This is a genomic window from Streptomyces sp. SA15 (assembly GCF_002291145.1).
In the GTDB taxonomy this organism is placed as follows: domain Bacteria; phylum Actinomycetota; class Actinomycetes; order Streptomycetales; family Streptomycetaceae; genus Streptomyces.
The window spans coordinates 196276-216771 of record NZ_NTGE01000093.1 but is presented as its reverse complement, the minus strand read 5'-3'; the positions used below and the strand labels follow the sequence as shown (position 1 = coordinate 216771).

19 protein-coding genes are annotated in these 20496 nt (G+C 70.1%); 9 read left to right on the top strand and 10 right to left on the bottom strand.

The features are described 5' to 3' along the window. The first annotated feature begins 60 nt into the window (after positions 1-60). Genes CLM62_RS17825 through CLM62_RS17810 form a run of 4 tightly spaced genes read left to right on the top strand, consistent with a single transcriptional unit; the run spans position 61 to position 3462 of the window. Positions 61-1710 carry a BCCT family transporter gene (locus CLM62_RS17825; protein WP_095750861.1) on the top strand — a complete coding sequence of 550 codons (1650 nt, stop codon included), beginning with the start codon at positions 61-63 and terminating at the stop codon, positions 1708-1710. Positions 1711-1764: 54 nt separating this feature from the next. Next, positions 1765-2193: an ester cyclase gene (locus CLM62_RS17820; RefSeq protein ID WP_095750860.1), complete on the top strand. Its 429-nt coding sequence runs from the start codon at positions 1765-1767 to the stop codon at positions 2191-2193. After that, positions 2190-2726 (top strand): flavin reductase family protein, encoded by a 537-nt coding sequence (locus tag CLM62_RS17815; RefSeq protein WP_257003895.1) that lies wholly within the window; start codon positions 2190-2192, stop codon positions 2724-2726. The genes CLM62_RS17820 and CLM62_RS17815 overlap by 4 nt, the downstream gene beginning before the upstream one ends. A gap of 34 nt (positions 2727-2760) precedes the next feature. After that, positions 2761-3462, top strand: coding sequence for a GntR family transcriptional regulator (locus CLM62_RS17810; protein WP_095750859.1), 702 nt, complete (start codon positions 2761-2763; stop codon positions 3460-3462). 122 nt (positions 3463-3584) lie between these two features. On the opposite strand, the gene CLM62_RS17805 is transcribed toward CLM62_RS17810, so the two are convergent. The 9 genes from CLM62_RS17805 to CLM62_RS17760 form a co-directional block, all read right to left on the bottom strand. Beyond that, entirely contained in the window at positions 3585-4184 is a 600-nt protein-coding gene (locus CLM62_RS17805; protein WP_095750858.1) for an AAA family ATPase, read from the bottom strand. Beyond that, positions 4181-4930, bottom strand: coding sequence for an HAD family phosphatase (locus tag CLM62_RS17800; protein ID WP_095750857.1), 750 nt, complete (start codon positions 4928-4930; stop codon positions 4181-4183). Before CLM62_RS17800 ends, CLM62_RS17805 begins: the two co-directional genes overlap by 4 nt. A gap of 90 nt (positions 4931-5020) precedes the next feature. Further along, positions 5021-5287: an acyl carrier protein gene (locus CLM62_RS17795; protein WP_095750856.1), complete on the bottom strand. Its 267-nt coding sequence runs from the start codon at positions 5285-5287 to the stop codon at positions 5021-5023. Between the two features lie 276 nt (positions 5288-5563). After that, positions 5564-6571, bottom strand: a complete 1008-nt coding sequence (locus CLM62_RS17790) for a beta-ketoacyl-ACP synthase III (RefSeq protein WP_095750855.1) — start codon at positions 6569-6571, stop codon at positions 5564-5566. Positions 6572-6683: 112 nt separating this feature from the next. Then, the gene (locus tag CLM62_RS17785; protein ID WP_095750854.1) at positions 6684-7379 is read right to left on the bottom strand and encodes an AAA family ATPase; all 696 of its coding nucleotides are present in this window, start codon (positions 7377-7379) and stop codon (positions 6684-6686) included. A 70-nt stretch (positions 7380-7449) separates the two neighbouring features. Further along, positions 7450-8484: an AvrD family protein gene (locus tag CLM62_RS17780; RefSeq protein ID WP_095750853.1), complete on the bottom strand. Its 1035-nt coding sequence runs from the start codon at positions 8482-8484 to the stop codon at positions 7450-7452. Between the two features lie 91 nt (positions 8485-8575). Then, positions 8576-10057: an MFS transporter gene (locus tag CLM62_RS17775; protein ID WP_257003894.1), complete on the bottom strand. Its 1482-nt coding sequence runs from the start codon at positions 10055-10057 to the stop codon at positions 8576-8578. 455 nt (positions 10058-10512) lie between these two features. After that, positions 10513-11388 (bottom strand): MBL fold metallo-hydrolase, encoded by an 876-nt coding sequence (locus CLM62_RS17765; protein WP_095750852.1) that lies wholly within the window; start codon positions 11386-11388, stop codon positions 10513-10515. Positions 11389-11483: 95 nt separating this feature from the next. Further along, entirely contained in the window at positions 11484-12323 is an 840-nt protein-coding gene (locus CLM62_RS17760) for a helix-turn-helix domain-containing protein (RefSeq protein ID WP_095750851.1), read from the bottom strand. Between the two features lie 549 nt (positions 12324-12872). On the opposite strand from CLM62_RS17760, the gene CLM62_RS17755 reads away from it, so the two are divergent. The 4 genes from CLM62_RS17755 (at position 12873) to CLM62_RS17740 (ending at position 18000) form a co-directional block, all read left to right on the top strand. Then, on the top strand, positions 12873-13109 hold the full coding sequence (locus CLM62_RS17755) for a hypothetical protein (protein ID WP_095750850.1): 237 nt from the start codon (positions 12873-12875) through the stop codon (positions 13107-13109). Further along, positions 13106-13894: a thioesterase II family protein gene (locus CLM62_RS17750; protein WP_095750849.1), complete on the top strand. Its 789-nt coding sequence runs from the start codon at positions 13106-13108 to the stop codon at positions 13892-13894. The genes CLM62_RS17755 and CLM62_RS17750 overlap by 4 nt, the downstream gene beginning before the upstream one ends. A 280-nt stretch (positions 13895-14174) precedes the next feature. Beyond that, positions 14175-17000, top strand: coding sequence for a LuxR family transcriptional regulator (locus CLM62_RS17745; RefSeq protein ID WP_143659109.1), 2826 nt, complete (start codon positions 14175-14177; stop codon positions 16998-17000). A 232-nt stretch (positions 17001-17232) separates the two neighbouring features. Beyond that, the gene (locus CLM62_RS17740) at positions 17233-18000 is read left to right on the top strand and encodes an AfsR/SARP family transcriptional regulator (protein ID WP_095750847.1); all 768 of its coding nucleotides are present in this window, start codon (positions 17233-17235) and stop codon (positions 17998-18000) included. 149 nt (positions 18001-18149) lie between these two features. Here CLM62_RS17740 and CLM62_RS17735 read toward each other — a convergent pair whose 3' ends face one another. Continuing rightward, positions 18150-19082, bottom strand: coding sequence for a TIGR03619 family F420-dependent LLM class oxidoreductase (locus CLM62_RS17735; protein WP_257003893.1), 933 nt, complete (start codon positions 19080-19082; stop codon positions 18150-18152). 210 nt (positions 19083-19292) lie between these two features. On the opposite strand from CLM62_RS17735, the gene CLM62_RS17730 reads away from it, so the two are divergent. Further along, positions 19293-20456, top strand: coding sequence for an LLM class flavin-dependent oxidoreductase (locus CLM62_RS17730; RefSeq protein WP_095750845.1), 1164 nt, complete (start codon positions 19293-19295; stop codon positions 20454-20456). Positions 20457-20496: the final 40 nt, after the last annotated feature.

Here is a 20496-nt window from a genome sequence, read left to right as displayed (position 1 = left end):
TCCCCTGGCATACAAGCAGCCTTGGCTTGACTGTTGCTACACAGCCTTCAAGGAGCGCCCATGTCCACTCCCGCCACGGAACAGCCAGGACCCCCGGAGCCCGCGACCGCACCCGGCTCCGAGAGGGGGCGGCTCGGCTCCGTTTTCTGGACATCGGTCGGCATCTCGGCCCTCTTCGTCGTCTGGGCCATCCTGTTCACCGACAACCTCACCAAGGTGACGAACACATCACTGAACTGGGTGACGGAAACCTTCGGCTGGACCTACCTCGTGGTGACGCTGGCCATCCTGATCTTCCTCGTCTTCCTGGCCTTCAGCCCGGCCGGCGACATGCGGCTCGGCAAGGACCACGACCGCCCCGAGTTCTCCACACCCGCCTGGTTCGCCATGATCCTGAGCGCGGTCATGGGCATCGGACTTGTCTCCTACGGTGTGGCCGAGCCCATCTCGCACTTCGCCGCACCACCGCACGGACTGGCCAAGGCGGGCACGCCCGAGGCCGCTGTCCGGGCGATGCAGTACTCCTACTTCGACTGGGGACTGCACGCGTGGGCGATCTTCGCTGTGTTCGGTCTCGGTATCGCCTACTCGACCTTCCGCAAGGGTCGTCGCGCGCTGGTCAGCCAGCTCTTCCACCCGCTGCTCGGCGAGCGGGTGAACGGCCCCATCGGCAAGGCCATCGACATCCTCGCGGTGTTCGCGACACTGTTCGGCACCACGACGTCGCTGGGACTCGGTGCCCTGCAGGTCAACAACGGTCTCGGCACGCTGTTCGGCGTTCCCGTCAACTCCGTCAGCCAGGTTCTGATCATCTCCCTCGTCACCGCCGTCTTCACGCTGTCGGCCGTGACCGGTGTCAGCAAGGGAATCAAGCTCCTGAGCCAGGGCAGCACGATCCTGGCCATCGTGCTCTTCCTCTTCATGCTGGTCGTCGGTCCGACGGTGTTCCTGGCCAACCTGTACATCGAGTCCGTGGGCACCTGGGCGAGCGACTTCTTCCGGATGAGCCTGCAGGGCACCGCCTTCGGTGGCCTCGAATGGATGCAGTGGTGGACCTACTTCATGATGGCCTGGTGGGTGTCCTGGGGGGCCTTCGTCGGAGTCTTCCTGGCCCGCATCTCCCGTGGCCGTACCATCCGTGGCTTCATCACGGGCGTACTCGCGGTCCCCACGGTCGTGTTCTTCACCTGGTTCACCGTGTTCGGCGGCACCGCCATCCATGTCGACATGTTCGAGGGCGGCACCATTGCCAAGCAGACGGCCGCGGACATCAACAGCGCGTTCTTCGCGACCCTCGACAACTTCCCGCTCGCGAGCGTGACATCAGCGATCGCCATCGTGCTGGTCCTGATGTTCTTCATCTCGGGCGCGGACGCGAACACCTACGTGCTCTCCATGATGACCTCGGACGGTTCGCTCAATCCCCGGCGCTCGGTCCTCGTCCTGTGGGGCGTGCTGACCGGCGTCACCGCGATCGCCCTGTTGCTCGCCGGTGGCCTGAACGCCTTGCAGAACACGGTGATCGTCACCTCGGCACCGTTCCTTGTGATCATCGCCGGTCTGGCGGTCTCCTTCTGGAAGGAGCTGACCTCCGACCGCCGGGCGGCGGAGCAGGCCCTCGCCGGCCGGAACCCCGCACCGGAGGACCGCTCCGGCACGCGTGAGGAAGAGGCCAACGCCGCGCCGACGACCACCAGTTCGGTCCACTGACACAGACCCGAAACCGATCTGTCCACGGCACAGGCAGAGCCAGGAGGAAAAGATATGTCCAGCAACGTCCGTAAAGGGCGGGTCATCGAGACCTGGGCCGCGGCCTGGGACCGTGGCGAGGTCGACGCGCTCGACAGCCTGCTGAGCGCCGACTACCGCCGACGGAGCTCTCCGAAGGAGGAGGGCCAGTCACTGACCGAGTTCAAGGCGTCCATCCTCGCGGCCCGCTCCGCGTTTCCCGATCTCGTCACGACCATCGACGAGATCGTGGCGGAGGGCGACCGTATGGCGGTGCGCTGGCACAGCTCCGGCAGGCACGAGGGTTCCTTCCTCGGCGTACCGCCGACCAATCGGTCCGTCGAGGTCGACGGAGCGACCTTCGCACGCTTCGAAGGCGACCTGGTGGTCGAGGAGTTCGTCACCTGGGACCCTCGTTCGCTGCTCGCCGCAATCGGCATCATCAGCGTCGGGGAGGACCGATGACCGGCACGACGCGCACCGAGGAGGCACCCATGGACACTGTCCGCGTGAAGCCCGACACGGACGTGATGAAGCAGGTCAACCGGCGGTTCGTCACCGGGGTGACGGTGGTGACCGCCATGGACGGGGACCGGCCCAAAGGGCTGGCGGTGAACGCTTTCGCCAGCATCTCGCTCGACCCGCCGACGGTGATGGTGTGCGTGCAGCGCACGTCGTCGACGTACGCGTGCCTGTTCCGGGCCACCCATCTCGCGATCAACATCCTCTCGACCGAGCAGTTGGACGTCGTCAAACGCTTCGCCGCCAAGTCCGACGACAAGTTCAGCGGTCTCGACTGGGAGCCCGGCCCGTTCGGCAGCCCACTGATCGACCGGAGCAGCGCCAGGATGGAGGTGGAGATCCGTGAGCGACTGCAGGCCAGCACGCACACGATCTTCGTCTGCCGGGTCGTCGACGCGGCCGTCACCGAACGGACCCCGATGATCTACAGGGCCGGAGGCTTCTTCGACGGCGGTGCGCTCACCGATCTAAGTTGAACGCCATGCACAGACCAATGTGGGGGAAGGCCCGATGAGCAAAGCCAAGCAGGCGGCCGACAACGGAAGCGCGCAGGGCCGCGTGATCACCGAGATGCGACGCCGCATCATCAGCGGTGAACTCCCGGCAGGGGGCAGCCTGTCCGAGATCGCGCTGGCAGAGTCCTTCGGGGTCAGCCGCACACCCGTCCGTGAGGCACTCAAGCAGTTGCAGACCGAAGGTCTCGTCGAGATCCGGCCTCGCGTGGGGACCTTCGTGACGGCACCCTCACGTCGTGAGATCACCGAGCTGTTCGAGATGAAGGAGTTGCTGGAGGGCGCGGCGGCGAGGCTGCTGGCACAGCGCGGCCGCGTCCCCGAGCTCGACCGCCTCGAGCAGAACCTCGTCGAGGCCGACGCCGCCGTCGCGGCCGACGACAAGGCCCGCTACGCCGAGCTCGTCGAGGAGTTCCACGACCTGCTGATCACCGGAGCCGACAATGCCAAGCTGGAAGCGCACTACCGCATCCTCATGAACCAGCTCGCCTACTCCCGGCTGGTGACGACATCGCTCAGTCAACCCGGCCGGGCCCTGCAGTCCGACCGCGAGCACCACCACGTCCTCGAACTGATCATCGCCAAGGACGGGCACAGTGCGGAGCGGGTGATGCGTGATCACGTTCGTGCGAGCCGACTGGCACTCATGGCGGGCCTTGACGCAGCCACGAACAGCGCCCGCCAGCCGAACGGCACCTGACGACCGGTCACGGCGGTTTCACCTCTGCGTACAGCATCCCGTCCGCTCGGCTCGCTGTCCCGCGTGCGGGCGTCGGTTCGTGCGATGGCCTTATGGATCTGCCAGCCATGGGCATTTCGAGTTCACGGAACATACGCGGGGGTGAGGGTGAGGAGGGTGGCCAGGCGGTTTTCGAGAGGGCCGGTGGCTGTGTGGACGGGGGCGCCCGCTGTGTGGAGGGTGTCCAGGAGGAGGCGGTCTGAGAGGGTGCGGAAGTGTTCGGCTATGGGCGGCGGGTCGTCGTGGAGCGGGAACTCGACGGGGAGGTGGACGAAGACGTCGTACGAGGCGAGCGCGCGGTGCAGGAACTCACGGCCCAGATGGTCGAGCACGCTGCGGTAGGGGCTGTCGGGGTCTGCCATCACGATCTGCGGTCCCTGGTCGGTGCCGGGGTGGAGGCCGACTGCGAGCCGGACCGTGGCGTAGACCCACTCGTGCAGGAGGGAGCCGTCGGAGAGGAACCCCTCCGGGTGCGCGGCCTCGGCGAGGAGCCGCTCGGCGTGGCGGCGCACGACGAGTTGGACCAGTTCGGGCTCGGTGGCCTCCTCCAGCGGCTTGGGCCGGCTGCCGGCGGGGTCCCGCATCGGGGTGCCGTGGGCTGCGGGCAGCCCGGTGTGGGCCGTGGCGGCGGTGATCAGGGTGGTCTTGCCGGCTCCGTAGGCGCCGACGACGGCGATCCTCACAGCATTGCTCCTGGCGGGGCGGGGTTCGGTTCGGGCAGCGGTACGGCGGGGGGAGGGGGTGCCTTGGGCAGCCGGTGCCAGCCATGGTGGGCGGCGAGGCGCCGCAGGTCCGGGTCGTCACCGACGATCACGGCGCGGTCGGTCAGGGAGAGCAGCGGGGCGTCGGAGACATGGTCGCCGTAGGCGATGGAGGAGGCCAGGTCTATGCAGTGGGCGGCGGCCAGTTCCCGTACGGCCTCCGACTTGGCGTTGCCGATCATCGGCTGGTGGGGGCGGTCGGCCAGCCGGCCGGTGTAGGTGCGGGAGACCGGGGTGATCTCGGGCTCGGTGCACAACAGGTGATGTGCACCGATGTGTTCCACAACGGGCAGGAGCACCGCGGGGAATGAGCCGGAGACCAGGACGACCTGGTAGCCGTCCCGGCGGTGGGTGTGCAGCGCTTCCAGGACGGGTTCGTGGAAGAAGCCGCCCCGGGCCAGCTCGGCGCGGAACCAGGCCTCGGCGACTCGGGTGATCTCGGCGGCGGGGGCGCCGGTCAGCAGCCGGAAGTAGGCGCGGTTGGTCTCCTCCCGACTGACGCCGGCCGTGGTCATGGCTTTCAGGCGCTGCCGTTCCCGTACGGCGTCGTGCGGGGGCCTGCCCTGGGCCGCGTACCAGTAGACGAGGAAGCGGAAGAGCGCGGTGCCGCGGGTCAGGGTGTTGTCGACGTCGAAGAAGGCCGCGGGGCGGTGATCGGCGGAGGTCATGGCGGGTCCATCCCGGTGGAGGAACGCGGCCGGCCCGGTCCGGGCCGGCCGCGCTGCGGACGGAGGGGTCGGACGAGGGAACCGGCAGGGTCAGACGCCGGCGCCCTTGGCCACCAGGAGCTCGGCGACCCCGGCGGCGGTGCCCGCCGCTTGGAGCTCGTCGTCGGCGACCTCTATGCCGTAGCGGCGACTGAGGTCCACGGCGACCTCGACGAGGATGAGCGAGTCGAAGCCGATGAGTTCGAACTCCGTGTCGACGGCGGTGGTTTCGGCGGGGGCCTCGTACTTGTCGACGAGGAGGGCCAGGACCGCGTCGGCGAGGGCGGCGACGGAGGCGGACGTGACGGAGTTGCTCATGGAACGGTGTTTCCTCTCCGGTTCGGTGGTGCACGGTTCCGGTGCGATGCGCGCGGGGTTTCCACGGGCCTCAGCTCGCGTGCGTGATGCGGCGCGTGAGATGTGGGACCCGCGGGCCCTGGGAATCGGCGCAGCGGCGGTGGTGCGCGCTGGGGCTGTCTGGCCGCGGAGGATGCGAAGGACGCGAGGGGTGTGGACGCGCAGCGGCAGTAGTGCGCGCGAGGGACGCGGTGCGCGGGCGCGCGCTGTCGTTCGCGCCGTACCTGGGGCGCCGCGTCAGACGGGGACGATGTCCGGCCAGGTGAGGGCGGCGGAGCCCCAGGTGAGGCCGCCGCCGAAGGCGGTGAGCAGCAGGCGCTCGCCGGTCCGGAACGTTCCTGCCGCCGCCGCGTCGGCCAACGCCAGGGGAATGGACGCGGCGGAGGTGTTGCCGACCTTGTCGATGTTGGTGACAGCCTGGCCGGCGTCGAGCCCGAGCTGTTCGGCCACGGCCCTGAGGATCCGGAGGTTGGCCTGGTGACCAACCAGGTACCCGACCTGGTCCGCGCTCCAGCCGACGCTCTCGAGCAGGGCGAGCGAGGAGTCCGACATACGGCGGACCGCGTGGGCGAACACCTTCTTGCCCTGCATGGTGAAGTAGTGGTCGTCCTCGGCCGCGGGCAGTCCGCTGGAGCGCTGCCGGGAGCCGCCCGCCGGGATCCGGATGAGGTCTTTGCCGGTGCCGTCGCTGCCCAGGTCGAAGCCGAGCAGCCGGCCCGGCTCGTCGCCGGCCCCACAGCCCAGTACGACCGCCCCGGCTCCGTCGCCGAAGATCACGGAGGTGGTGCGGTCGTTCGGGCTGAGGATCGTGGAGTACGTCTCGGCCCCGATGACCAGCGCCCGCTCGGCCCGGCCCGCCCGAATGGCGTTGGCGGCCGCTTCGAGGGCGTAGACGAAACCGGAGCACACCGCTGCGATGTCGTACGCGGCGGCGTTCCCGAGTCCCAGCCGGGCCGCCACGTCGGGCGCGGTGCCGGGGCAGAGGTGGTCGGGTGTGGTGGTGGCGACGATGAGAAGGCCGACATCGGCTCCCTCGTCGAGGCCGGCGGACTTCAGGGCCGCGCGGCCCGCCTCGGTGGCCAGGTCGCCGGTGGACTGGCCGGGCGGGGCCCAGTAGCGCTCTCTGATGCCGGTGCGGGTGGTGATCCACTCGTCGGACGTCTCGAAGAGGGTGGCGAGTTCCGCGTTGGTGACGCGTCTCGACGGCAGATGAGCGCCGAGCCCGCGCAGGACGGCGTACGGCATGGGTCTTCCCCGACTTTCCTGGGTGGTGTCCGGTTCTGTGTGTCCTCGCTGTGGTGGCTCTGTTCTCTAGTGGTGGTCGTGACGGATGCGGGCCTCGCGGGGCCGCCGGGGTTCAGGCGGCGGCGCGGGCCAGTTCCGAACTCGTGTCGATGAGCGCGTACTCGGCCTGGGCCTTCTCGATCGCCGCGTCGATGCTCATCACGGGCTCGAAGCCGTAGATGTCGATGATCTTCTGAAGGCGCTCGGGTATGGAGCCGCCCACCGTGTGGTACGGGATGTTCAGCTCGTCCAGGGTCTTGAGCATCAGCTCGTCCGCGAGGGACCGGAAGCGCTCGTTGACCGGGCGGTGCCCGTCGGGGACCAGCGGGAACTCGATGGGCAGGTGGACGAAGGAATCGTAGGTGGCGCGGGCGTGCTGCTTGGCGGGCACGGCCATCTGCGACAGGACCTTGCCGTAGAAGCCGATCTCCTCGCTGACCTCGATGGTCTCCAGGTTCACCGACTCGTTGGGGTTGATGCCGACCAGCACGCGGACGGTGCCGTAGGCCCACTCGTGCAGCGAGGATCCGTCGGAGACGAAGCCGTCGGGCAGGTGGGACTCGTTGACCGCGCGCTCCTGGTTGCGCCGCATGATCAGCATGATCAGCTCGGGCGGGGTGCACTCCTCCAGCGTCTTGCCGGGGATGGAGATGGGCAGCAGTTCCCGCATGGTCTTGGCGGCGGAACGGGGCAGGCCGGTCAGGTGTGAGACGGCCATCGTGGTGAGGGTCTTGCCGACGGAGTAGGTGCCTGCGATGGCGAGCTTCATGTGACTCTCCCGTGGTTGACGGACGGCGCCGGGGCTCTGGTGCCCGAACGCCTTGGGATGGGGGGCCGGTTCAGGTCGCGGACGGCGGCAGGCGGTGGGCCACCGAGCAGACGACCGTGATGTCGGCGAGCTGCGCGGCGATGTCCGCGCGGCGCCAGGTCTCGCCGTGGCGGTTGTTGAGCAGGACGGCGTCGCGCAGCTCCGCGCGCATGGGCAGCGGACCGCCGTCGGCGGTGGCGCGCGGCCGGTGCGGGGTGGTGGCCGCCAGCAGCGTGCTGCGCATCCACAGGGTGTCGGAGGCGGCGCGGGGCACCCGGTCCAGCTCGTACAGCAGGACCTGCCCGACCTGAAGGGCCGTCACGAAGGCGTCCACGAGGTGCACGGACGGCTGCTGTTCGCCCTCCATGCCGCCGAGCGCGCCGTCCGGACCGCCGGTGAGGCGTACGTCGGCGGTGGCGACGTTGGTATCCGGCCTGACCTGCATGCTCTCGACGCGCTGGTCACCGAGTCGGTGGGTGTCGCCGTAGCCGCCGTCGCGGACCACGGGCTCGACACGGGACCGCTCACCCGGACGGACGTCCGGGTGGTCGGCCTCCAGGCGGATGCGCAGCGTGCCCACGGCGGCCTCGACGGCGGTGCGGGCGCGGCCGGGCCGCGGGGCGGGCAACCGGTCGGCGACGTACGCCGAGACCGGGAACCCGGCCAGGTCCTCCTCCACCGGACGGGTGCCGGCCTTGATGCGGACCCGGGCGAGCCAGACCGTGGCCAGCTCCCGCCCGGTCAGCCCCAGGTGGCCGGTGAGCAGTGCCTCGGTGAGCTGGGCGCCGAGCAGCAGGACGTCGACGGTGGACAGGTGCGGCCGCTGGTCGGTGTCGCCCTTGCGGGACCAGTCGCTCGGGTAGCTGACCCGCGCGGTGGCGGCCAGCCGGGGCACCTCGGCGGCCGCGCCGTCCGCCTCGGGTGTGTGGAAGCCGGTGAGGAGGTGCCGAGCGCGTTTGTATCCCTCGCCGAAGAAGCGGCGTTCGGGTGCGCCCAGGTAGTCGGAGACGTCCGGGAGGTAGGGGGGAGCGACGGGCAGAAGGGACGAGGCAGACTGAGCAGACATCGGGTTCCTTCCTTGTGCTCGGGCCTTGTGCTCGGGCGAGGCGGGTGCGGGGCGAGGGGCCCCGCGCCCGGGAGAGCGGCCGGGGCGCCGGTTACGGGGCGCCCGTGAGGCTGGGCTCCTCCTCGCCGTCGCCGACGCGCACCGCGGCGAGGGAACCGGACTTCGCCGTGCGCAGCAGGACGCTGATGACGAGGGCGCCGGCGAGGACCACCAGGCCGTCGACGAGGATGCCGAAGGTGGTGCCGTCCAGGACGCCGGCCGCGGAGGCGACGCCGTTGTCCAGCTCCCCGTACTGCGAGGCGGCGACGGCGGACATCACCGGGATGCCGAGGGTGAAGCCGATCTGCTGGGTCATGGCGGCCAGACCGGTGGCCAGACCCTGCTCGCGGTCCTCGATGCCGGAGGTGCCGACGACGGTGTAGGCGACGATCGCCAGGACGTGGCCGAACCCGCCGACGAACGTGGTGACCAGGACGGCGGCGATGCCTACGGTCTTGTCCTCACCCAGCCAGAACAGCACGCCGGTCATCACACCCTGCACGGCGAGGCCGAGGACCAGACTGCCCTTGGCGCCGGTACGGGCGATGATCTTCGAGGCGAAGGTGCCGCCGAGGAACGCGCCGAGTCCCAGGAAGCCGAACATCAGGCCCGTCTGGAACGGGGTGAGACCCAGCACCTGCTGGAGATAGAGGGTGAGCAGGAAGGAGAGCGCGGACTCCATGGAGAAGGTGATCAGGCCGCCCAGGTTGCCCCACTTGACGGAGTTGGCCTTCAGGATGCGCACCGGGGCGAGCGGCGCGGCGGCCTTCAGCTCGATCACATAGAAGGAGACCAGCAGTACGGCGGCGACCAGCAGCGTGGCCCAGGTCTGCGCGGAGCCCCAGCCCTCGCGCTCGGCGCTGGTGACGCCGTACACGAAGGCGAGCAGGCCCGCGGTGACCGTGATCGAACCGGGCACGTCCAGCTTGGGCCGGTCCTCGGCCACCGAGTCGGTGATCACCAGGATGCCGCCGATGAACAGGGCCACACCGACCGGGACGTTGATGAAGAAGTCCCAGCGCCAGGAGAGCAGGTCGGTGAGCACACCACCGAGGACCGCGCCGCCGGCGAACCCGAGGGAGAGCAGCGCGCCGTTCAGCCCGAGCGCCTTGGTGCGCAGCGGGCCCTCCTCGAAGCTGGTGGTGATCAGCGCCATGCCCGACGGGGTGACGATCGCCGTGGCGAGCCCCTGGAGCACCCGGGCCACGATCATCAGCTCGGGGTTGGTGGCCAGACCACCGAGCAGCGAGGAGACGGTCAGCAGCGCCATGCCGACGAGGAAGAGCTTCTTACGGCCGATCAGGTCGCCGATGCGCCCGAAGAGCAGCATGAAGCCTGCGGCGGTCAGGGCGAAGGCGGTGGAGATCCACTGGAGACTGTCGAGCCCGAACCCGAGGTCGGAGCCGATCTCCGGCAGCGCCACGGTGAGGATGGAGAAGTCGACGGCGAACATGAACTGCGCGCCCAGCAGAACGACGAGGATCGTCTTCTGCTTCCCTGTCATGGAGAGCTCTGAGGAGTGTGTCTTCGGCATGGCCAGAAGCCTCACGCCGATCGCGATCACCAAACAGTGCGCGCTCAACATATTGGTCGCCGCCAACAGGCTCGGCCCCTTCCCCGGGGCCGGCGGGCTCCCGAGCGGCCGCGGTACACACGGCGGGCCGGGACGGACTGCCCGCCCCGGCCCGCAGGTTGCGCAACTGCCGTAGGCCCTGTCGTCACATTCCCGCCTGCCCCGCGACGCCCGGCACGCTCCCCCACTGCCTTGAGGGCGTGGGAGGTACCCCCACTCGCCGCACCGGGCACAAGCCCAAGTACATCCAGTACGAGGGCTTGTGCCCGGCACGCCGAGAGCACGCACCGACGCGGACATCAGCCTCCCCCACTCTCGGCTTCGCTCGAGCGGGGGGCCCCATCGCGGCGGGCGCGGGGCCCGCCCTTCGGGCGGACGACGGGAATTTGACGACAGGGCCTAGCAGCGCACCCCGTTCACTCCAGGGCCTGCCACCGGTAGCCGCCGTCGGTGACCTCGACCCGGCCGAAGACCACGTCCGCGAAGTGCCCGGCGTAACAGACGGTGCCCGGCCGCGCGGCCTCCTCGAGTACGGCCCGGCGCGTCCCGACCGCCTCCTCGCCCGAGCCGTCGAAGAACACCCGCCACTCGGGATGCGCCGCCTGGGCGGGCGAGTGCAGCGCGTCACCGAGCACCAGGACCCGGCGGACGCCGTCGTCCCCGGACTGCTCGTCGGCGACCTGCACCACGTATCCCGCATGGCCGCTGGTGTGTCCGGGCCACTCCCGGAGGGTGACGCCGGGGAACACCTCGCCGCCGTCCGGCACCGTACGGACCCGGCGTGCCAGCCTCGTCGGCAGCAGGCTGCCCCCCTCCCGCCACTCGGCCGCCGACAGCACGAAGGATGTGACGCTCTCGAAGTGGGAGCCGTCGGCCGCCAGCACCCAGCCGATGTGATCGTCGTGCAGATGGGTGAAGGCGACGGTGTCCACGGCTTCCGCCCGCACCCCCGCCGTCCCGAGGAGTGTGATCAGGTCGCCGCCCGCCAGCACGCCCAGGGCGGGATGCGTCTGCGCCGCCTCCAGGCGTCGCGGGCCGAATCCGGCGTCGATCAGCAGGGACCGGCCCTGATGCTCAACCAGCAGGCCGCCCACAGAAGCGACCAGGAAACCGTCCGGGTCCCGGTAGGGAGCGAGCGCGGCGAGGTCGTCCGGGCCGAGTCCGGTGAACCAGCCCTCCGGTCTCAACTGGACCATCCCGTCCGGGACATGGGTCAGCCGCCAGTTCCCGAAGGTGAGCGACCGCAGCGGCGAGGGACGTGTCAGCCGCTCGAGCGGCCGTACAGCAGACATGGCGAAGGCACTTTCGGCAGAGGGGATGGCGGAGAGAGGAAGAGAGAAGGAAAAAGGTCGGGTTGTCCCGCCGGACCGGCGGGACAACCCGACTCTCAGGCCGCGGAACCTCTTACTTCCCGCGACAGGGTGAGCAGCGACAGGGCTCGCTCCGCGCGGGTCCCGGGGACCGGCATGAACACGGTGAGCCGCAGTCCCAGCCGGGGGGTGAAGTCCAGTGTCGTCCGCCGCAGGGACAGCTCACCGGCCCGCGGATGCTGGAGCAGGTCGATGCCGCAGGAGTCCTCCTGCACCTCCTGCGCGTTCCACAGTTTCGCGAACTGCTCGCTGCGCGCGAGCAGTCGGTCCACCATCGCCTCCAGCAGGGGGTCGCCGGAATGGTTCGCGGTGTGCGCCCGGAACCGGGCCACCACCGTCGCCGCGTCCTGCTCCCAGTCCGGATACCGGGTGCGTGTCTGCGGGTTGAGGAAGAAGTCCTCCACGAGGTTGCCGCAGCCGGAGTCCAGCGCGAGCAGTTCGCGGGCGGCGGCGTTCGCCACCACCACGTTCCACGCCCGGTCGGCGATGTAGGCCGGGTTGGGCAGCCAGTTGTCGACGAAGGGCTTGAAGGACTCCCCGTCCGGTGGGGGCGAGGAGGCGAAGTGGGACGATCCCAGACCGGCGAGGCGCCACACGTACTGGCGCTGGGTGTCGTCCAGGCTGAGGACCCGGGAGATCGCGGCGAGGACCTCGGCGGACACGTTCTCGGCCCGGCCCTGCTCGATCCAGGTGTACCAGGACACTCCCACACCGGCCAGGAGTGCCACTTCCTCACGGCGCAGCCCGGGTGTTCTGCGCACGCCGGCCCGTGGCAGACCCACTTCGGTGGGGTTCACTTCCGCCCGGCGCACCTTCAAGAATTGTCCGAGTTCCTTTAATTGACGGCCAGTCGGCATGACTTCCCGCCCCTTTGTCCAGCCATAGGTACTGAGATATGCGCCACCTTACCCACCTGCTCCCCTGCCGTGTGCGGCACGTGACAGGGGTTACACCTCCATGGTCGGACACCGAGGTGCTCCTGGGGAAGGGGGACTTGAAGCACGGCATCGCCGCGCGGCGGACAACGCGCCATGCGCTGTCACCTCCAGGTCCAGGTCGAACTCCGACTCGTGGTCGTCGTCGGTGACGCCCAAGTGCGTAGGCAGGTCTAATCGGGCGAGCCAAAGCACGGCTTAAGAAGCTCTGGCCCGGGCTCCGTTCTCCCGTCACCCCGGCTTCCCCCGTCTCCCGTCACCCCGGCTTCCCCTTGTCCCGGCCGTCGGGCCTAGGCCGGCCGTTAGGGCGCCTTTAGACAGGTCGCCAACGATGACGCGGCCGTGGCCCGGCGGCTTCCCGCCGGGCGGGGGCGGCGACGCTTCGGCGTCTCTCCTCCGTCACGAGCCGTCCGGGAACACCGAGCCCGCGGAGCGCATCCGGCGGGCGCAGAGCCTGGGAGGGCTGAACAGGTGAAGACCGTCGACGACTTCCTCACCTTCGTCCACGACGAGACCGGTCCGGAGGTGACGGTCCCGACCGTGCGCAACGGCTCCGGCGAGCCACCCGGCCAGGACGCGCTGCCCTCGCCGCCGCCGCCGACCGCGCCGGGGCGGGCGGCCGGCGTACGGGTGCCGAGGGCACAGAGGCCCAAGGCGGCCCACCCAGGGAATCTCCCCGAGCCCGCCGTCGAGTCGGTGAGGACATGACCGTCAATGGCCGTGCCTCCGGGGCCGGACCCGTCCCGCCCTGTCTGCTGCCGTGGCAGCGGCTGCCGGACAGCGCGGCGATCCGGCTGCTGTGCTTCCATCACGCGGGCGGTGCCGCTTCCTCCTTCGCCGCCTGGCAGGCCGGGCTCGGTCCGGACGTCGCGGTGGTCCCGGTGCAACTGCCGGGGCGGGAGCGCCGGGTACGCGAGCCGCGGTTCCGTGACTTCGACCGGCTGTTGGACGAGGTCGACGAGCAGCTCGACCCCCTGTTGGACGGGCACTACGCGGTGTACGGGCACAGCTTGGGCGGTCTGATCGCCCACGAGCTGACCCGGCGCCGCGTGGCGACGGGCCGGCACGCGCCAGAGCTGCTGGTGGTGGGGGCGTGCGCGCCGCCGCACGTGCCGCACTCCGCCGTCGCCCCGCAGAACGCCTCCGACGCTCAACTCACCTCGTGGATGCGGGGCCTGGGCGGGGTCCCGGACAGAGTGGCGCGCCACCCGGACTGGCTGCGAAGGTCCGTCGAGCTGCTGCGGGACGATCTGTGTCTGGTGCACAGCCACCCGCGTCACCCCGCCGAGCCGCTGCCCGTGCCGCTGCGTGTACTGGCCGCTGAGAGCGACCCGCTGCTCACGCCGGCGCAGGCCCGGGAGTGGGCGCGGCACACCTCGTACGACTTCCGGGTGCACACACTGCCCGGCGGCCACTTCTTCCACCGGGAGTACCCCGAGGCCACGCTGCGGGTGATCTCCCAGCTGCTCCCGGTCGCCACCGAGCAGATATGAGCCGAGGGCCGGCCCCAGATGTCGGGACTGTAAAAAACACGCTTCACAGACCAAGCGAAAACAAAAACTTGGTCAAGAAAACCGACCAGGAATAACACATTTCGCACGCCATCGATTGTTTACCGCTCACATAGCCATCCCCCTCATTCGGACAGCAGTCGTTATCGTGGGAACGATTAGCTGGTTCGGGGGAAAGGTTTCAGTCGTTGTGGAAACATCTTTGACCACCACGGACACTCCACGAGCGGCATCGGTGCGCTGCGGTGAAACACTGCAGCTCATGCGGGCACTCCAGCGGGTCGGGGACGGCCACGGCGGCGTCGTCGAACTGCACGGGGACCCGGGGTCCGGAAAGACACGGCTGCTGGCCCAACTGATGGCGGCCGCCCTGGACCAGGGAGTCCGGGTGCTCGACGGCCGCTGCTACCCGGCGGAACGGGACGCGTTCTGTGTCTTCACCCGGGCCCTCGGCGACCTGGTGACGCCGCAGGGGCTGGCCCGGCTCTCGCCGGCCCACGCCGAACTGGTCCGGGCGGGACTGTGCGCCCGGCGCAGCCGCACCGATCCCCCGCCCCAGCCGCTCCCGCTGTCCCAGGCGGTGCACGCCCTGCTGGCCGACGCCGCCGGTGGCGGACTGCTGCTGGTGCTCGACGACTTCCACTGGGCCGACCCGAAGTCCCTGGAGTTCGCCGACCACTTGGTGCGCTGGTCGCTCAGGGCACCCCTCCTCATCGTCATCGCCCACCGGCCCCGGCAGGCCGACCCGTTACTGCTCAGCACGCTTGCCTACGGTGCCGAACAGGGCCGGGTGACCCGCGTCGGGTTGGGGCCGATCAGCCCGGAACAGGCGGCCCGGCTGCTGAACGTACGGCCCGACACCGGCTGGCTGCGGTCGGCGTATCGGGAGAGCCAGGGCAACATCCTGAATCTGCTGGTGCTCGGTGAGTCCGCGCCGCTCAGACCCTCCCTGACCGCCGACCTGGTCACCGGCCGACTGGCCCCGCTCACCGCCGAGCTGGAGTTGCTGAACCCCGTCGAACGCCTCGTGGCCGAGTCCGGGGCGGTGCTGGGCGACCGCTTCACCCGTGAGGAACTGGCGGACGTCTGCGAGCTGCCCTTCGACGAGGTGTGCGCGGCCGTCACCGGGCTGATCCGGCTCGACATCCTGCGCCCACTGCCCCACTCCGCCACCCAGTTCGTCTTCCGCCAGCCGGTGCTGCGCGAGCTGGTGCACGAGCGGGCGGACCACTGCCGACGCCAGCAGGCCCACCGCAGGGCGCTGACCGTCCTCAACCGCCGCGCCGCCCCGGCCGCCGAGCGTGCCGTACACATCGAGTTGTCCACGAGCACCTTCACCCCGGAGGACCTGGAGACGCTGGCCCGGGCCGGCAAGGAGGCGGCGCTGAGCGCCCCTGAGGACGCCGTGCGCTGGCTTCTGCTCGCGCTGCGCGGCCTCGCCTCGGAGGACCGCTCGCCGGGCCGGCTGCTCGGCCTGGTCCCGCCCCTGGCCCGGGCACTCCAGGCGACCGACTGCCTCAACGACAACGAGGCGTTACGGCGCCTGCTCACCCAGGATGCCGGGATACGGCCGGACGAGGCGCACCACGCGGCGATACGCGTCTGTGTGCTGGTGGAGTGCCTGCACGGACGGTTCGCCGAGGCCGACACGTTGCTGCGCACCGAACTCGCGCGGGCCTGCTCCGCCGCCGACACGGATCTGCTCGCCCGGCTGACGATCTTCCGGGGCATCGTGTCGTCCCTGTGCAACGACGGCGAACTGGCCGCCCTCGCCTCCGCCGCGCTCCAGCTGGCCCGCTCCGGTGGCCGGGCGACGACGCTGGCCGGCGCCCTGTCGCTGCACGCCCTCGCCGAACTGACCGCCGGCCGCACCACGCGGTCCCTGGCCGCCTACGACGCCGCGGTACGGCAGATGGACGAGCTCCCGAACGCCGAAATGCGCCTGCACACGGAGTATTTCGCCCTGCTCGGCTGGTGCGCCCTGTCGCTGGGGCGACCGCAGGAGGCGGAGTCCCGCTACGCACGCGGTATCGCCGTCTCGGCGGGCCGCTCCCCCGACACCATGCTCCCCACGCTGCTCAGCGGACTCGCCGAGGCCCAGCTGCGACAGGGCCGGCTGAACAGCGCGCGGCGCTCGGCCGCCGACGCCGCGGACCTGGCCGGACACCTGGGCGCGGACCGGCTGCGGGCGTACGCGATGGCCCAGGAGGCGCTCTGCATCACCTACGCGGAGCCGCCTGGCAGCAGCCGTGCCTCAGCCCGTACGGAGGAAGCGCTGCGGGCCCTGCACTACTGGAGCGACACCTGGCATTCCCTGGCCGTGCTGACGGTTGCCGAATCCCTCCTGCTCCAGGGCAGTCAGGAACGCTGCCTGGACCTGCTGCTCGATCTGGGCGCCCCCGACCTCGGCGCACTGAGCCCTCCGCTGCGGACCCGGGCCTACGAGCTGCTCGCCCTGGCCTCCGTCTCCAGCGGCACCCGCGCCGCACTGTGGGCCGAGTGCGCCTCCCGGGCGCTGGAGGTCTGCCCGCTGCCGCACACACAGGCCTACGCGCTCTTGGCCCGCGGCCATGTGCTCACCCAGCAGAAAGAGCCGGCGCGGGCGATCACCGCCTATCAGAAGGCCGAACGCCTCTTCGACGGCGCGCAGTTGAGACTCCAGAGCCTGCGCGCGGCCGAACGGACCGCCCGGGCGGCGAGTTCCGGCGGACGGCCCGAGGAGGCGGAGGGACTGTGGACCGCCGCGCTGGCACTGGCCGATCACTGGCACGTGCCGCTCTTCGCCCAGCTGCCGTCGGGCAGCCCCCAGGAGGGCCCCCATGAGCGCGGCCGGCCCTCCGCGGCGCCCTCGCCCGTGCCTTTGGCACCCGACCTCGCGCCCCTGACCCGGCGCGAGCTGGAGGTGGCGCGCCTGGTCGGCACCGGGCGACGCACCCGCGAGGTCGCCGAGACACTGCGGGTGAGCCCGCGCACGATCGAGGTCCACCTCTCCCGCATCTACCGGAAACTGGAGATCGGTTCCCGGGCGGAGCTGGCCAGGCTGATGGCCGTACGTATTTCTACTGATGCACGTACACAGACTTCCTGAGAGGCTTAAATCAGCTCTATGAGTACAGCACAGGACCAGGCCCTGAAATGGACGAACCTTTAGCTGGAGGAAGTATTCCGGAAACATCCGGCAGGCAGGACGACAATCACAGTGGAAATCTTCCGGCGAGTGGCGTGGCAATGGTCTGCCGCAACAATCCGCCTCGACGAGCGCTCCGGCCCGGTGTCGTGCCGAGCGTCGTCGGGCCTCCCACCATCAGGAAGGCAGCGTCATGCGATTCGAGATCCTGGGAAGCCTGCGCATCACTGACGGCAAGGACGTGTTCACGGTCACCGCTCCGAAGATGGAGTCCCTGCTCGCGGCCATGGTGGTGCGTGCCGACGATGTCGTCTCCATGGACCAGATGTGCACCGAGATCTGGGGTGACGAGCCCCCGCGCCGTGCCGTCGCCACTCTGCACGTCTACATATCGCAGCTGCGCAAACTGCTCGGACGCGCGGATCAGGGCCACAGCCCGATCGTGACCCGGTTCCCCGGTTATGTCCTGGAGCTCGGTCACGGCACCCTGGACGCGCACGAGTTCCAGCGGCTGGCCCGGCAGGGCCGGGCCGCGTTCCGCGCCGGGCGGTACCAGGAGGCCTCCGTGGCCTGCGGCCGGGCGCTCGCGCTGTGGCGCGGCACGGTACTCGGCGAGTTGCGCGGCGGCCCCATCGTGGACGAGTTCGCGACCTGGGCCGAGGAGACCCGGCTGGAGTGCGTCGAGTTGGGCAACGAGGCGGACCTGACGCTGGGGCGGCACCGCGAGCTGGTGGGGCCGCTGTACGCGCTGGTGAACAAGCATCCGCTGATCGAGGCGTTCCACCGGCAGCTGATGCTCGCCCTGTACCGCTCCGACCGGCGGGCCGACGCCCTCCAGGCCTTCCAGCACGTGCGCTCCCTGCTCGACCGCGAGCTGGGCATCACGCCGTGCCGGCCGTTGCACGAGCTGCACCAGCAGATCCTGGCCGACGAGGAGTTGAGGGTGCCGGCGGCAGCATGAACCGCCAGGGGCGGCCGGCCTTCTCGAGAAGCCGTAGGGGCCGGCCGCCCGTGGCGGTTCGCTCAGTCGGCTCCCGAACAGCCGCCCGGCACCATCGCAGGCGCCGGGTGCGAGTCGTCCTCACCCGGCGCCCTGTCCGCGCTCTGTCCTCACCCCGCGGAGACGCGGTCCAGCAGGCGCCCGGCCAGGTCGATGGTGTGATCGACGGTGCCGGCCACGAAGGTGAAGTCGACGAAGACCTCGTCCGCCGGCAACACCGAACGCATCTTCATCACCTCCTCGGCGACCACCGTCACCGGTGTGCCGGCGGCCACGTTGACCCGCAGGATCACCCCGATCCCGTCCGGGTCCCGCCCGGCCTCCTCGGCCGCCTGCCGGACGGTCGCCCACCCCTCGGTGAGCTGCGCCGCGGGAAAGGCCTCGGGCGCCCACCACACCGGCATCCAGCCGTCGGCCCGCTGTCCGATCCGCCGCAGCGCACGTCGTCCGAACGCGCCGAGAAAGATCGGGGGATGCGGCCGTTGCACCGGCTTGAGCTCCACATGGCCGGCCGGGATCGTGAACAGCGGGCCCTGGTGCTGCACGGGGTTGGCCGTCCACCAGGCCACGAGCACGTCCAGCAGTTCGTCGAGTCGCGCGCCGCGCCCGTCGAACGGCACCCCCGCGGCCTGATACTCCTCGGGCGACCAGCCGCTCCCGAACCCGGCGATGAGCCGGCCGCCGCTGGCCACGTCGAGGCTGGCCAGCGCGCGTGCCAGCAGCGCGGGCGGATACCACGGCGCGTTGATGCCGCTGCTGCCCAGCCGGACCTCACCGGTGACCGCCGCCGCGATCGCCAGCGCCGTCAACGGGTCGGCCGCCACCCGGAATTCGTCCGGAATGGCAAGGGAACCGGGGGAATAACCGACGGTCGGATCCACCGCGGTCAACAGCCGGTCGCCGACCCAGAGGCTGGTCGCGCCGAGTTTCTCCGCGTCGGCGGCGAACCGGGCGATGCCGTTCACCTCGTTGGCCGCCGGACCGAATGTCGGAAGACCGAAGCCCAGACGCATATGTCCGCTCCACCCGCTCTGGAATGTCATCAGCAATGAAAGTGTGGGAACGCACCGGAATCTCTTCCGGCAGCCTCACCCACGTTAGGGGAGCGGAAAGCGGTTCTCCAGAGCGCGCTGGTCCCGTCACCAGGGGAACTGGTGGTGCGGCCCATAGGAGAAACTGACTCCCCCCTCGGGCCCGACCCAACGCCTATATTCGTTCAGGCGGCGAATCATCCATGACAGACAGGGGATTTGATGTATCCGGAACGACTCAAATTCGGCGCGTTTCTGGCACCGTTCCACCCGCTCGGCGAGGATCCCACCCTCCAGTTCGAGCGGGACCTCGACTTGATCGAGCTGTTCGACCGGCTCAACTACGATGAATTCTGGATCGGCGAACACCATTCGCTGGGCTGGAACAGCATCGGCGTCCCCGAACTGTTCGTGGCCGCCGCCGCCGAGCGGACGCGCCAGATCAAACTGGCCACCGGCGTGATGACACTGCCGTATCACCATCCCTTCATGGTGGCGACCCGCGCCATGCATCTCGACCATCTGACCCGTGGCCGCTTCATCCTCGGGGTCGGAGCGGGCAGCAGCCCGGTGGACGCTCATATGCTCGGCCGCGAGTGGGGGGAGATGCGCCGCATGTTCGGCGAGTCCCTGGAGGCGGTCGTGGAACTGCTCCACGGAGACCAGCCGGTCACCAGGAAGACGCCGTGGTTCACCCTTCAGGACGCCAAGCTCCAGCTCGCGCCGTATCGGGCGGGCAAGGTGGAGATCGCGGCCGCGAGCGTCGCCTCGCCCCACAGCGTGCGGCTGTCCGGCCAACTCGGCATCAGCACCGTCTCGTTCGGTGTGTCGCGGCCCGGTCACCGGCCTCCCGACATGAAGACACAGTGGCGGTACGCCGAGGAGGCCGCCGCGGAGCACGGCAGGACGGTCGACCGCGGGAACTGGCGGATCACGCTGCCGATCCACGTCGCCGAGACGCGCGCGCAGGCCATCGACGACGTGCGCGCCGGCTATCAGCGCTGGGCCTACGAGTACTGGGGTGATCTGCGCGGACTCGACGTGAACATCCCCGGCGTCGAGCCGGAGAACGCGATCGAGGCGGCGATCGAGGCCGGCAGCGCGATAGTCGGGTCGGTCGACGACTGCGTGGCGGGCATCCGGCGCATGCAGGAGGAGACCGGCGGTTTCGGCACCCTCCTGGTGTACCTCCAGGACTGGGCCGATCCGGAGCGGACCAAGCGCAGTTACGACCTGCTGGCACGCTATGTGGCTCCCCACTTCACCGGTTCGGCGCGCCCGTTGGCCGAGTCCGCCCGGTGGTACCAGGAGAACCGCGACCTGTTCGGCGGCAAGCTCACTCTGCCCGATCACGGAGCACGGCCGCGTGGCGCGGCCGCCGGATGAGCGACCGTCGTCGAACGCCGCTGCCGCACCGGGCGATGTT

Coding starts and splice junctions, on each gene's coding strand:
- CLM62_RS17825 (WP_095750861.1), top strand. CDS start 61: ATGTCCACTCCCGCCACGGAACAGCCAGGACCCCCGGAGCCCGCGACC.
- CLM62_RS17820 (WP_095750860.1), top strand. CDS start 1,765: ATGTCCAGCAACGTCCGTAAAGGGCGGGTCATCGAGACCTGGGCCGCG.
- CLM62_RS17815 (WP_257003895.1), top strand. CDS start 2,190: ATGACCGGCACGACGCGCACCGAGGAGGCACCCATGGACACTGTCCGC.
- CLM62_RS17810 (WP_095750859.1), top strand. CDS start 2,761: ATGAGCAAAGCCAAGCAGGCGGCCGACAACGGAAGCGCGCAGGGCCGC.
- CLM62_RS17800 (WP_095750857.1), bottom strand. CDS start 4,930: ATGACCTCCGCCGATCACCGCCCCGCGGCCTTCTTCGACGTCGACAAC.
- CLM62_RS17795 (WP_095750856.1), bottom strand. CDS start 5,287: ATGAGCAACTCCGTCACGTCCGCCTCCGTCGCCGCCCTCGCCGACGCG.
- CLM62_RS17790 (WP_095750855.1), bottom strand. CDS start 6,571: ATGCCGTACGCCGTCCTGCGCGGGCTCGGCGCTCATCTGCCGTCGAGA.
- CLM62_RS17785 (WP_095750854.1), bottom strand. CDS start 7,379: ATGAAGCTCGCCATCGCAGGCACCTACTCCGTCGGCAAGACCCTCACC.
- CLM62_RS17780 (WP_095750853.1), bottom strand. CDS start 8,484: ATGTCTGCTCAGTCTGCCTCGTCCCTTCTGCCCGTCGCTCCCCCCTAC.
- CLM62_RS17775 (WP_257003894.1), bottom strand. CDS start 10,057: ATGCCGAAGACACACTCCTCAGAGCTCTCCATGACAGGGAAGCAGAAG.
- CLM62_RS17765 (WP_095750852.1), bottom strand. CDS start 11,388: ATGTCTGCTGTACGGCCGCTCGAGCGGCTGACACGTCCCTCGCCGCTG.
- CLM62_RS17760 (WP_095750851.1), bottom strand. CDS start 12,323: ATGCCGACTGGCCGTCAATTAAAGGAACTCGGACAATTCTTGAAGGTG.
- CLM62_RS17750 (WP_095750849.1), top strand. CDS start 13,106: ATGACCGTCAATGGCCGTGCCTCCGGGGCCGGACCCGTCCCGCCCTGT.
- CLM62_RS17745 (WP_143659109.1), top strand. CDS start 14,175: ATGCGGGCACTCCAGCGGGTCGGGGACGGCCACGGCGGCGTCGTCGAA.
- CLM62_RS17740 (WP_095750847.1), top strand. CDS start 17,233: ATGCGATTCGAGATCCTGGGAAGCCTGCGCATCACTGACGGCAAGGAC.
- CLM62_RS17735 (WP_257003893.1), bottom strand. CDS start 19,082: ATGACATTCCAGAGCGGGTGGAGCGGACATATGCGTCTGGGCTTCGGT.
- CLM62_RS17730 (WP_095750845.1), top strand. CDS start 19,293: ATGTATCCGGAACGACTCAAATTCGGCGCGTTTCTGGCACCGTTCCAC.